We start from the raw sequence: 12,877 nt of genomic DNA, 5'->3' as shown, positions 1-12,877 counted from the left end.
GCCGTTGCGGCCAGCTCTTTCTCCCCGTCACTATACGGGGAGAAATGCCCGGCAGGGCAATGAGGGGCAGCGCCGACATCGACATGGTGGTCTACGGGTCGGAGACTATTCCCTGGTCGAAGAGGAGCCCTTCCGCCTGATACTGCGCCGGATCATGCCGAAATCCGCCCCCCCGGTGACGAAGGCGGTGACGAAATAAAGCAGCGCCCCGCCGGCGACCAGCCCAAGCAGCGTTGCCGCCTTGACCACCAGCGGCGAGCCCGAAGCCAGTTGGGCGGCAAACCAGTGTTCGGCAAAATACAGCGCCGCCGCCATCACCGCCGCCGACAGCACCAGCCGTGGGATGCGTCTGATGAGCGGCACGTCGCGGCCCCAATGGCCGCGCCGGATCAGCACGCCGAGCAGCATCAACGCATTGACCCAGCCGGCGACGGCCGAGGCGACGGCGATGCCCGGCGCGCCCATCTGCGGAAACAGCGTCAGCGCGGTGGTGATGTTCACCGCCACCGAGATCGCGGCGAAGATCATCGGCGTGCGCGTGTCCTCGCGGGCGAAATAGCCGGGGGTGAACGCCTTGATCAGCACGAAGGCCGGCAGCCCCAAGCCGAAGATCGCCAGGATCGCCGCCACGATCGGCGTCGAGTTGTTTGCGGCAAACGCGCCGCGTTCGTAGACCAGCCCGACGATCGGCTCCGCCATGACCAGCAGTGCCGCCGCCGCCGGCAAGGTCAGGAACAGCGTGAACTCCACCGACCGGTTCTGCAAATTGGCCGCCTCCATCAGATTGCCCGACTTCAGCGCCCGCGACAGTTCGGGCAGAAGCACGATTGCGACGGCGATGCCGACGACGCCGAGCGGCAGCTGATAGATGCGATCGGCATAGGCGAGCGACGACACCGCACTGTCCTGCGCCGAGGCGATTGCGGTGCCGATCAGCTGGTTGATCTGGGTGATGCCGCCGGTGATCGCCGCCGGCAGCGCCAGGATCAGCAGCCGCTTGACATTGGGCGTCATCCCTGGCCGGCGAAAGCCGATCGAGATGCCGGCATGGCGCACCGCCACCCAGACGATCGCCAGTTGCACCAGCCCCGCCGCCAGCACGCCCCAGGCCAGTGCGAAGCCAACGGTGCGCGCGTCCGATCCCTTGTGCCACGCATAGGCGAGCACGCCGATCAGGATGACGTTCAGGAACACCGGCGCCACCGCGGCGGCGAAATAGCGGCGCAGCGAATTCAGCATGCCGGCCATCATGGCGCCGAGCGACATGCAGATCAGATAGGGAAACATGATGGTCGCGAGCCGGACCGTCATCTCGAACTTTCCCGGCGAGTCGGCAAAGCCCGGCGCCACCAGGTAGCGCACGATCAGCGGCATCGCCAGTTCCATGGCGATGGTCAGCGCCAGCAGCGCCGTGAACAGCACGCCGAACACCTCTTCGGAAAAGCGCTTGGCGCCATCGGTGCCGTGGGTCTCGATCTCCTTGGCGAACAGCGGCACGAAGGCGGCGTTGAAGGCGCCTTCGGCAAACAGCCGGCGGAAGGTGTTGGGAAACTGGAAGGCAGCGTTGAAGGCGTCGGCGATCGGCCCGGTGCCGAGCGCGGCCGCCATCAGCATCTCGCGGCCGAAGCCGAGGGCGCGGCTCATCAGCGTGCCGGAAGCGACCGTCGCGAACTTTTTGACAAGGCTCATGCGTCTGGAGACTGCCTGCAGGATTGGGACAAATGGGTGGTGGCTGTCACTCGGCCGCAGCCTTGGCCTTGCCGCCGCGCTCGGGCACGGTGCCTTCGAGGACCGCGATCAGCCTGTTTTTGATGGCGGCCATGCGGGTCGGGCTGTCGATCTTCTGGCCGGTGAGATCAGTGACATAGAAGGTGTCGATGACCTTTTCGCCGAACGTGGTAATGTGCGCCGAGGCGATGTCGAGCGACAGGTCGGACAACGCCCCGGTGATCTCGGACAGCAGGCCCGGCCGATCCAGCCCCTCGACCTCGATCACCGAGAACCGGTTCGACAGCGTGTTGCGGATTTCGGCGCGCGGCTGGATGCGGAAGACCTTGGCGCCGCGCCGCGGCTTGGTGCGCTTCTCGATCATCTCCGGCAGCCAGCTCTTACCCGACAGCACGTCCTCGATCAGGCGGCCGACGCGCTCGGCACGGCGGCGCTCATCCTCGTCGCGGTCGAATTCCCTCGAGATCAGGATGGTGTCCAGCGCGCGGCCGTCGGAGGTGGTGAAGATCTGCGCGTCGACAATGTTGCCGCCGGCCGCCACACAGGCGCCGGCAATGACCGACAGCAGGCGGGGATGGTCCTGCGCCAGCACGGTGATCTCGGTCACCGCCTCGAACTGATGGGTCTTGATCATCGTGGCGAGCTTCTTGCCCGCCGCATCCGCCTCGCGGATGAATTCGGCGTGGCGAAGCTGGTCGGCGAGATCGACCGCCAGCAGATAATTCTCATAGTGTTTGGCGACATAGCGCTTGCGGGCCTTTTCCGGCCAATCGGCGAGCGCCTCGGCCAGCTTTTCGCGGGCAGCCGCGGTACGCATCGCACGCGACACCTCCGAAAACCCGCCGGTCAACAGCAATTCGGTCTCGTAGTAGAGCGTGCGCAGCAACTGCCCCTTCCAGCCGTTCCAGACGCCAGGCCCGACGCCTCTGATATCGCAGACGGTCAGGACGAGCAGCAGCTTCAGCCGTTCGACCGACTGCACGATCGCGGAAAAGTCCTCGATCGTCTTGCGGTCGTTGAGGTCGCGGGTCTGCGCCGTCATCGACATGGCGAGATGGTTTTCGACCAGCCAGGCGACCGTTTCGGTGTCGGCCGCCGACAGCCCCATATGCGGGCAGATCCGCCGCGCGATCCGGGCGCCCGCTTCGGAATGGTCCTCCGGCCGGCCCTTGGCGATATCGTGCAGCAGGACCGCGACATAGAGCGCCTCGCGGCTTTTCTTCAGCCCCGGCATCAGCGAGTGGGCAAGCGGGTGGGTCTTTTCACCGTCGCCGCGCTCGATCTCGGCTAGCACGCCGATACAGCGGATCAGGTGCTCGTCCACCGTATAGTGGTGGTACATCGAGAACTGCATCATGGCGACGATCTTGCCGAAATCCGGGATCAGCTTTGCCAGCAGTCCCGCCTCGTTCATCCGCCTGAGATTGAGTTCGGCATTGCGGTCCGACGTCAATATGTCGAGGAACAGCCGGTTGGCTTCCTCGTCGCGCCTGAGCGCCTTGCCGACGAGGCCGAGCGAACGGGTCAGCAGCTTCAGCGCATCGGGGTGAAATTCCAGCCCGTGCTTGTCGGCGAACCAGAACAGCCGCAGGAGATTGACCGGATCGCGCTCGAACACCAGGTCGTCGGCGATGTTGATGCGATGGTTGTCGACAATGAAATCGGACGTGCCGGCAAGCTTGCGCTTGCGGCGCGAGAAGGTGAGAAAGATGCGGTTGAAGCCCGGCACATGCTTGGCCTGCTCTTCCTCGAGCGCCGCGCAGAAGATGCGGGTCAGATCGCCGACGTCCTTGGCGACGAGGAAGTAATGCTTCATGAAGCGCTCGACCGCCGACAGGCCCGGATGTGTGGTGTAGCCCAGCCGCTCGGCGATCTCGCGCTGGATGTCGAAATGCAGCCGCTCCTCGGCCTTGCCGGTGAGGAAATGCATGTGGCAGCGCACCGCCCACAGGAAGTCCTCGGCCTTCTGGAATTCCCGGTATTCGGTGCCGGTGAAGACGCCCTTGTCGACCAGTTCCTCGCCGGTGCGGACCCGGTAGAAATACTTGCCGATCCAGAACAGCGTCTGCAGGTCGCGCAGGCCGCCCTTGCCGTCCTTGACGTTGGGTTCGACCAGATAGCGGCTTTCGCCGGCCTTGGCATGACGCTCGTCGCGTTCGGCAAGCTTGGCCTGCACATATTCGGGTCCGGTCGTGCGCACCACCTCGCGGTCGAAGCGCTGCAAGAGCTCGTCATAGAGCTTCTGCTCGCCCCACAGGAAACGCGCCTCCAGGATCGAGGTGCGGATGGTGATGTCGGTGCGCGACTGCCGCAGGCATTCGTCGATGTTGCGGGTGGCGTGACCGACCTTCAGTCCCAGGTCCCACAGCACGTAGAGCATGTATTCGACGATCTGCTCGCCCCATGGGGTCTGCTTGTAGGGCAGCAGGAAGAGCAGATCGATATCAGATCCCGGCGCCAGCGTGCCGCGACCATAGCCGCCGACCGCGACGACGGCCATGCGTTCGGCCGATGACGGGTTCTTGACGCGATAGACGTGGGTGGCGGCGAACTCGTAGAGCGCGCGGATGATTTCGTCCATGAGATGCGACAGCCGGGCGGCGCAGGCAGTGCCGCTGCCGTCGTCCATCAGCATGCGTTCGGCGATGCTGCGGCCGGCGGCCAGCCTGCCCTTGAGAAGCTGGAGAACACCGGCACGCGCAGCCTTGCCGGAGCCGTCGCCTGCCGTGGCCGCAGTCAGCGCGGTCATCTCGCGGCGCAAGGCTTCGCCGTCGATCAGTTCGTCGAGCTTTAGAGAGATTCTTGCCATAAGTGCCGTTCGGCCTCGCCGTTTTGGCGGCGTCTATAGCGCGTTTTCGCGGCGCTGGGTATGGGGCGGACAGACAGGCTCTCCACGGCAGTCGAAACCGGATGATCGCCTCCTGCCGCACTTGAGGCGGAGCCGGCAAAGTATCTTGGCGACAGGCCGGAGCAGCAGGCGATGCCGAAAGGCACGCAATACACCTGTCCGATGCATCCAGAAATCGTCCGCGACAAGTCAGGCGCCTGCCCGATCTGCGGGATGGCGCTGGAACCGATGGCGTGCCGACCGGCGACGAGGGCCCGAACCCGGAACTGGTCGATTTCACCAGGCGCTTCTGGGTGAGCGCCGTGTTGTCGGTGCGATTGCTGATCTTCGCCATGGCGCCGATGCTCGGCCTGACGTTTAGCGCCTTCATCGAGGATTCGACCAAGATCTGGGTGGAATTGGCGCTGGCCAGCCCGGTTGTGCTGTGGGCGGCTTTTCCTTTCTTCCATCGCGGCTGGGAATCGGTTCTCAACCGCAGCCCCAACATGTGGACGCTGATTTCGCTCGGCGTTGGTGCCGCCTATCTCTACAGCGTCGCCGCCGCGCTGTTCCCCGATATATTTCCGCACCAGTTCCGCGGTCATGAGGGCACGGTCCCGGTCTATTTCGAGGCAGCCGCCGTCATCGTGGCGCTGGTTTTCCTCGGCCAGGTGCTGGAATTGCGCGCCCGTGAAAAAACCGGCTCGGCGATTCGCGCGCTGCTCGACCTCGCGCCGAAGACCGCGCGGCTGATCGGCGAGGACGGTTCCGAAAACGACGTGCCGCTCGACACGGTCAAGGCCGGCGACCGCCTGCGCATCCACCCCGGCGATGCCGTGCCGGTCGACGGCATGGTGCTGGACGGCCGCTCTTCCGTCGACGAATCGATGCTGTCCGGCGAGCCTCTGCCGGTCGAAAAGACTGAAGGCGATTCCGTCACCGGCGGCACGCTCAACAAGAACGGTTCGCTGATCATGCGCGCCGAGAGGATCGGCGCCGAAACCACGCTGGCGCGGATCGTCGACCTCGTCGAAAGCCATCGCAAGCAAACTCGGCATTGACGAGGTGCGTGCCGGCCTGCTGCCGCAACAGAAGAGCGCGCTGGTCGAAGAGTTGCGCGCCAGCGGCGGCGGCGTCGCCATGGCCGGCGACGGCGTCAACGACGCGCCGGCGCTGGCCGCCGCCGATGTCGGCATCGCCATGGGCACCGGCGCCGATGTCGCGGTCGAAAGCGCCGGGATCACGCTGGTCAAGGGCGATCTCAACGGCATCGTTCGGGCCCGCACGCTCGCCCAGGCGACGATCCGCAACATCCGCCAGAACCTGTTCTTCGCCTTCCTCTACAACGTGCTTGGCGTGCCGGTCGCCGCCGGCGTGCTCTATCCGCTCACCGGCACGCTGTTGTCGCCGATGATTGCGGCAGCGGCGATGAGCCTGTCCTCGGTGTCGGTGATCACCAACGCGTTGCGGCTCAGGACGTTGAAACTCTGAGCCAAGTCCCCAGATAGGAACTCGTTCAAAAAGGAGATCATGAATGACGTTGGCCAAGAAGATCGTGCTGCTGCTGATGGCGGCCGGAATGCTGCTTGCGGTTTTCCTGGAAAGCATTCCGTCGCAAGCCCAGGAGACGAAACACGACATGGGGGCGCACGACATGGGGGCGATGGGCGCGCAGGGTGCCTCGACCGACAGCTACAAGGCGGCGATGGACAAAATGCACACCGCGATGACGGCGATCGAATATTCCGGCAATGCCGATGTCGATTTCGCCCGCGGCATGATCCCGCATCACCAGGCGGCTATCGACATGGCCAAGGTCGAGCTTGCCAATGGCAAGGATCCGGAAATGCGCAAGCTGGCCGAAGCGGTGATCGCGGCGCAGGAAGCCGAGATCAAGCGGATGCAGGATTGGCTGGCCGCCCATCCGGTGAAGTAGCATCAGCCATCGGGCCTCGACTGGAGCACGCCATGCCGTCAACGATAAGAACCACAACATTGCCCTCGGGCGAAGCCGTTCCCGTGCTGGGTCAAGGCACCTGGAAAATGGGCGAGGACGCCCGCCGCCATGCCGATGAGGTCAATGCCCTGAAGCTTGGGCTGGATCTCGGCATGACGCTGATCGACACCGCCGAAATGTATGCCAGCGGTGGCGCCGAGGAAGTGGTGGCGGATGCTATAGCCGGGCGCCGCGACGAGGTGTTCCTAGTCTCCAAGGTGCTGCCATCCAACGCCTCGCGCACCGGCGTGCCGGCTGCCTGCGAGGCAAGCCTCAGGCATCTGCGCACCGACCGCATCGATCTCTATCTGCTGCACTGGCCCGGCAGCGTGCCGCTGGCGGAAACGGTCGAGGCCTTCGAAGCGTTGAAAAAAGCCGGCAAGATCCGCCATTGGGGCGTCAGCAATTTTGACACTCATGAGATGGAGGAACTGGTCAGCCTGCCGGCCGGCGACGGCGTCCAGACCAACCAGATCCTCTACAATCTGTCCCAGCGCGGCCCCGAATTCGACCTTGCGCCCTGGAGCCGGCAGCGCGGCATTCCGCTGATGGCCTATTCGCCGGTCGACCAGGGCGTATTGGCGCGCAACGCCAGCCTCGAAGCCATCGCCGCCCGCCACGATGCGACGCCGGCTCAGCTGGCGCTGGCCTGGGTGATGGCACAGGACGGCGTCATCGCCATTCCAAAGGCCAGCAAGCAGGAGCATATCCGCCAGAATGTCGCGGCGCTCGACATCGAGCTTACGCGTGAGGATTTCACCGAAATCGACCGCGCCTTCCCACCGCCGCGGCGCAAGCAGGGCCTGCAGATGATTTGAGGGATGGGAGCGGACGAGGCCCAGCTATTTCCCCGCCATTCCCTTCAGCCGATACAGCGCCTCCAGCGCCTCCCGCGGCGTCATCTCGTCGGGGTTGATCGCGCCGAGCGCGGCGCCCAGTGCGTCGTCCTTCACCGGCTTCGGCGTTTCCCGTTTCACCGCCACCGAAAACAGCGGCAGATCGTCGACCAGCCGGTTGGCCTTGCCCGAAACCTCGCCAGCTTCCAGTTGGTGCAGCACTTCCCTGGCCCGCCCGACCACCGCCTCCGGCAAGCCGGCCAGACGCGCCACCTGCACGCCGTAGGAGCGGTCGGCGGCACCCTTGCCGACCTCGTGCAGGAAGACCACGTCGCCTTCCCATTCCTTGACCCGCATGGTGACATTGTGCAGTCGAGCGAGCTTGCTGGCCAGCGCAGTCATTTCGTGGAAATGGGTGGCGAAGATCGCCCGGCAGCGGTTTTTTTCGTGCAGATACTCGACCGCCGCCCAGGCGATCGACAGGCCGTCGAAGGTGGCGGTGCCGCGGCCGATCTCGTCGAGGATCACCAGCGCGCGTTCGCCGGCCTGGTTGAGGATCGCCGCCGTTTCGACCATCTCGACCATGAAGGTCGAGCGGCCGCGCGCCAGGTCGTCCGAGGCGCCGACACGTGAAAACAGCCGGTCGACAACGCCGATATGGGCTGAGGCCGCCGGCACGAAGGAGCCGGTCTGGGCGAGGATGGCGATCAGCGCGTTCTGCCTGAGGAAGGTCGATTTGCCGCCCATATTGGGGCCGGTCAGCAGCCAGATCGCGCCGTTTTTGGCATTGCCTTCCGGCGACAGATCGCAATCATTGGCGACGAACGGTCCTTCGCCCGAACGCCGCAGCGACTGTTCCACCACCGGATGCCGCCCGCCCGAAATGGCGAAGGCGAGGCTCGCGTCCACCACCGGCCGGCACCAGGCGTCGCTTTCGGAAAGCAGCGCCAGTGCCGCCGACACGTCGAGCACGGCGAGTGCTTCGGCGCCGGCGCGGATCTTGTCCGCCTCGCCAACGGCTTCCGCCGTCAGCCTGTCGAAGGCGGCAAGCTCGATCGCCAGCGCCCGGTCGGCGGCATTGGCGATCTTCGATTCCAGCTCGGCCAGTTCGGTCGTGGTGAAGCGCATGGCGTTGGCCATGGTCTGGCGATGGATGAAGCGCGCCTTCGCCCCGTCGCTGCTCGTCATGATCGCATGGTTGTTGGCGGTGACTTCGATGTAGTAGCCAAGCACATTGTTGTGCCGGATTTTCAGCGAGCGGATGCCGGTTTCGTGGATCAGCGAGCGCTCCAGCCCGGCGATCACCTTGCGCGATTCATCGCGCAGCGCCCGCATCTCGTCGAGCTCGGCGTTGTAGCTGGAACGGACGAAGCCGCCGTCGCGCTTGAGCAGCGGCAGCTCGTCGGCGAGCGCCCGTGTCAGATGCTCGGCCAGCGGGCGCGGCAGCGCTTCGATCGCCGCCAGCGCCGCCGCCAATTCTGGCGGCAGGGCGGTCGCCGCAAACAGTTCGGCAATAGCGCCGGCTGCCTCGAACCCGGCACGCAGCACGCCGAGATCGCGCGGGCCGCCGCGGTTGAGCGCCAGCCGCGACAGCGCGCGTGGCATGTCGGCGACGCTCTTCAGGCTCGCCCGCACCGCCTGGCACAGCCGTGTCTCGGACCGGAAGAACGACACCGAATCCAGCCTTGCGCCAATTGCCGCCGGATCGGTCAGCGGCGCCATCAGCCGATCGGCGAGCAGCCGCGCGCCGCCGCCGGTCACCGTGCGGTCGATCGCCTTGAACAGCGAACCCTCGCGGCTGCCGGACAGCGTGCGCAGCAGTTCCAGATTGGCGCGTGTCGCCGGATCGATGAACAGCGTCGAACCCTGCTCCTCGCGCTCGGGCCGCGACAGCGGCGGCCGCTCGGCCTTCTGCGTCTTCTCGACATAGGCGATTGCGCCTGAGATCGCCGACAGCTCGGCGCGGGAAAACGTGCCAAAACTGTCCGGCGTCGCCACCTCGAAGAAACGGGCGATGCGGCCCGCGGCCGACGCCGAGTCGAACAGGCTCGGCGGCTGCGGACTGGCGATGCGGCCGAGCACATCGAACACCGGTTTCAGCTCTGGATCGTAAAACACCGGTTCGGCGACGATCAGTTCGCGTGGCTCGACGCGAAAGACATCGGCGAGCAGCCGGTCGGCGCTGGTCTCGGCAACGCGGAAGGCGCCGGTCGAGATCTCGATCCAGGCCAGCGCAAAACTTCCTTGGTTCCCTGTCGAGCTGCCGCGCTCCCCGCTTCTTTGTTCGGCTCCGCCCTTGACCCGGCCAAGTGCCATCAAGAAACTCGATTCCGACGGCGCCAGCAATTTGTCCTCGGTGATGGTGCCGGGCGTTACCAGCCGCACCACGTCGCGGCGCACCACCGATTTGCCGCCGCGTTTCTTCGCCTCTGCCGGATCCTCGATCTGCTCGCAGACGGCGACGCGGAACCCTTGTCCAATCAGCTTCTGCAGATAATCGTCGGCGGCATGCACCGGTACGCCGCACATCGGGATGTCGAGGCCCTGGTGCTTGCCACGCTTGGTCAGGACGATGCCGAGCGCCCGGCTCGCCTTCTCGGCGTCGTCGAAGAACAGCTCGTAGAAATCGCCCATGCGGTAGAACAGCAGCGAATCCGGGTTCGCCGCCTTGATCTCGATATACTGCTCCATCATCGGCGTTGCCGGCGCAAAGGCCGGCGTAGCGCTGTCGCTGCGAATGGGCGTTTCGTCGTTCAAGAAGTTGCTTCCAAAATTTCCCAAGCCATCTGCTTGGCGGTTTACAGCGGCGAAGTGTAGCCTTAATCCCGAACGTTCCACAAAAGAAAGCACCGCGCCCGTCTCAACGAGGTGCTGCACGGGTGAGGAAATCGAAAGCATCATGGCCAAGAAAACCGAAAGCAACGGCCCCTCCGTCAGTGCGCAGGAGGCGTTGGAATTCCACGCCATGGGCCGCCCGGGCAAGCTGGAGATCGTCGCCACCAAGCCGATGGCCACCCAGCGTGACCTAAGCCTCGCCTATTCGCCGGGCGTCGCGGTTCCGGTGCTTGCCATTGCCGAGGATCCCAGCCGCGCCTTCGACTACACGGCGCGCGGCAACATGGTCGCCGTCATCTCAAACGGCACCGCCATCCTCGGCCTCGGCAATCTCGGCGCGCTGGCCGCCAAGCCGGTGATGGAAGGCAAGGCGGTGCTGTTCAAGCGCTTCGCCGATGTCGATTCGATCGATCTCGAGGTCGACACCGAGGATGCCGAAGAGTTCATCAATTGCGTGCGTTTCCTTGGGCCGTCGTTCGGCGGTATCAATCTGGAAGACATCAAGGCGCCGGAGTGCTTCATCATCGAGCAGCGGCTGCGCGAACTTATGGACATACCGGTCTTTCATGACGACCAGCACGGCACCGCCATCATTTCGGCGGCCGGCCTGATCAACGCGCTGGAAATCACCGGTCGCGACATGAAGACCACCAAAATGGTCTGCAATGGCGCCGGTGCCGCCGGCGTCGCCTGCATCGAGCTGATGAAGGCGATGGGCTTTGCGCCCGAAAACATCATCCTGTGCGACACCAAAGGTGTCGTCTTCCAGGGCCGCACCGAAGGCATGAACCAGTGGAAGTCGGCGCATGCCGCCAAGACCGACGCACGCTCGCTGGCCGAGGCGATCGACGGTGCCGACGTGTTCCTCGGCCTCTCAGCCAAGGGCGCGCTGACCACCAAGATGGTGCAGTCCATGGCCGAGAAGCCGATCATCTTCGCCATGGCCAACCCCGATCCGGAGATCACGCCGGAGGAAGTGGCCGAAATCCGCGCCGATGCCATCATGGCCACCGGCCGTTCGGACTATCCGAACCAGGTCAACAACGTGCTCGGCTTCCCTTACATCTTCCGCGGCGCGCTGGACGTGCGGGCGACCACCATCAATGACGACATGAAGATCGCCGCGGCGCGTGCGCTCGCCGAACTGGCGCGCCAGGATGTACCCGACGACGTCGCCGCCGCCTACCAGGGCATGCGGCCGAAATTCGGCCCCAACTACATCATCCCGGTGCCGTTCGACCCGCGCCTGATCTCGGCCATTCCGATCGCGGTTGCCAAGGCCGCGATGGAATCCGGCGTCGCGCGCAAGCCGATCCTCGACCTCGACCGCTACGCGCAGGAGCTTTCCGCCCGCCGCGATCCGATCGCCTCGACCCTTCAGCGCATCTACGACCGCGTGCGCCGCCAGCCCAAGCGCATCGTTTTCGCCGAGGGCGAGGAGGAGCAGGTGATGCGCGCCGCCGTCTCCTATGTGAACCAGCGGCTCGGCACCGCCATCCTGCTGGGCCGCGACGACATCATTAAGGAGAACGCCAGGAACGCCGGCATCGAACTGAACAAGCAAGGCATCGAGATCATCAATGCCAGGCTGTCGCGCCGCAACGGCGTCTACACCGACTATCTGTACGAGCGTATGCAGCGCAAGGGCTTCCTGTTTCGCGACTGCCAGCGCCTGATCAACACCGACCGCAACCATTTCGCCGCCTGCATGGTGGCGCTGGGCGATGCCGATGGCATCGTCACCGGCGTCACCCGCAACTACTCGACGGCGCTCGACGACATCCGCCGCATCATCGACGCCAAGCCCGGCCACCGCGTGATCGGCGCCTCGATCGTGCTGGCGCGGGGCCGAACCGTGATCGTCGCCGACACCGCCGTGCACGATATGCCGAATGCCGAACAGATCGCCGACATCGCCGAGGAGGCCGCCGGCTTTGCCCGCCGCATGGGTTATGAGCCGCGGCTGGCCATGCTTGCCTATTCCACCTTCGGCCATCCGCAGGGCGAGCGCTCCGAACGCATCCAGGAAGCGGTGCGCATCCTCGACAAGCGGCGCGTCGATTTCGAGTATGACGGCGAGATGGCAGCCGACGTGGCGCTCAGCGCACGCGCCATGGCGCAATACCCGTTCATCCGGCTGACCGGCCCAGCCAATGTGCTGATCATGCCGGCCTTCCACTCGGCCTCGATCTCGACCAAGATGCTGCAGGAGCTCGGCGGCTCGACCGTTATCGGCCCGCTGCTGGTCGGCCTGGACAAGCCGGTTCAGATCGTCTCGCTCAACGCCAAGGACAGCGACATCGTCAACATGGCGGCGATTGCCGCTTATACGGCGGGGGCCTGAGGAGCGAGCGCCTCTTCCTAAATCAGGCCTGCCTGCTCAGCCTCGTGGCGTAAATTTTGCCGCGGCCTTGGCCCGATCTGCTGGATCACCAGCCCGGCCGCCAGCGAGCCGAGATCGCCGCAATGCTTCAGGCTGCGGCCTTGTGTGTAGCCGTAGAGGAAGCCGGCGGCATAGAGGTCCCCGGCGCCGGTGGTGTCGACCAGTTCGCGGATTTCCGTCGCATTGATGGTGACGGTCTCGTCGCCGCGCACGATGACCGAGCCCTTTTCGGAGCGGGTGACGGCGGCGATCTTGCAATCCTTGCGGATCTG

General features: G+C 65.2%; 7 protein-coding genes and 1 pseudogene. 4 read left to right on the top strand and 4 right to left on the bottom strand.

What is annotated here, in order from left to right; all coding sequences use genetic code 11:
* Window positions 1-105: 105 nt before the first annotated feature.
* Together murJ and AC0L2R_RS33165 are read right to left on the bottom strand one after the other, a co-directional pair.
* A complete protein-coding gene (gene murJ, locus AC0L2R_RS33170; RefSeq protein ID WP_473513984.1) occupies window positions 106-1,689 on the bottom strand; it encodes a murein biosynthesis integral membrane protein MurJ in 1,584 nt (527 codons plus the stop codon).
* A gap of 46 nt (window positions 1,690-1,735) precedes the next feature.
* Window positions 1,736-4,537, bottom strand: coding sequence for a [protein-PII] uridylyltransferase (locus AC0L2R_RS33165; RefSeq protein ID WP_473513982.1), 2,802 nt, complete (start codon window positions 4,535-4,537; stop codon window positions 1,736-1,738).
* Window positions 4,538-4,651: 114 nt separating this feature from the next.
* Between AC0L2R_RS33165 and AC0L2R_RS33160 the strand changes: the two are divergent.
* The 3 genes and pseudogenes from AC0L2R_RS33160 to AC0L2R_RS33150 form a co-directional block, all read left to right on the top strand.
* A pseudogene (locus AC0L2R_RS33160) lies at window positions 4,652-6,046 on the top strand (HAD-IC family P-type ATPase); the annotation flags it as partial.
* A 43-nt stretch (window positions 6,047-6,089) separates the two neighbouring features.
* Window positions 6,090-6,491 carry a CopM family metallochaperone gene (copM, locus tag AC0L2R_RS33155; protein WP_128174105.1) on the top strand — a complete coding sequence of 134 codons (402 nt, stop codon included), beginning with the start codon at window positions 6,090-6,092 and terminating at the stop codon, window positions 6,489-6,491.
* 32 nt (window positions 6,492-6,523) lie between these two features.
* Window positions 6,524-7,369 (top strand): aldo/keto reductase, encoded by an 846-nt coding sequence (locus AC0L2R_RS33150; RefSeq protein ID WP_473513980.1) that lies wholly within the window; start codon window positions 6,524-6,526, stop codon window positions 7,367-7,369.
* 24 nt (window positions 7,370-7,393) lie between these two features.
* On the opposite strand, the gene mutS is transcribed toward AC0L2R_RS33150, so the two are convergent.
* The gene (mutS, locus tag AC0L2R_RS33145; RefSeq protein ID WP_473513986.1) at window positions 7,394-10,081 is read right to left on the bottom strand and encodes a DNA mismatch repair protein MutS; all 2,688 of its coding nucleotides are present in this window, start codon (window positions 10,079-10,081) and stop codon (window positions 7,394-7,396) included.
* A gap of 205 nt (window positions 10,082-10,286) precedes the next feature.
* On the opposite strand from mutS, the gene AC0L2R_RS33140 reads away from it, so the two are divergent.
* Window positions 10,287-12,566 (top strand): NADP-dependent malic enzyme, encoded by a 2,280-nt coding sequence (locus tag AC0L2R_RS33140; RefSeq protein WP_023803750.1) that lies wholly within the window; start codon window positions 10,287-10,289, stop codon window positions 12,564-12,566.
* A gap of 17 nt (window positions 12,567-12,583) precedes the next feature.
* Here the strand turns inward: AC0L2R_RS33140 and AC0L2R_RS33135 are convergent.
* Window positions 12,584-12,877: PfkB family carbohydrate kinase (locus AC0L2R_RS33135; protein WP_473513977.1), on the bottom strand; the 294-nt coding region annotated here is incomplete at its 5' end.

This window comes from Mesorhizobium sp. WSM4820, assembly GCF_055811075.1.
The sequence above is the reverse complement of the archived record's forward strand: the minus strand, read 5'-3'. Positions and strand labels throughout refer to the sequence as shown.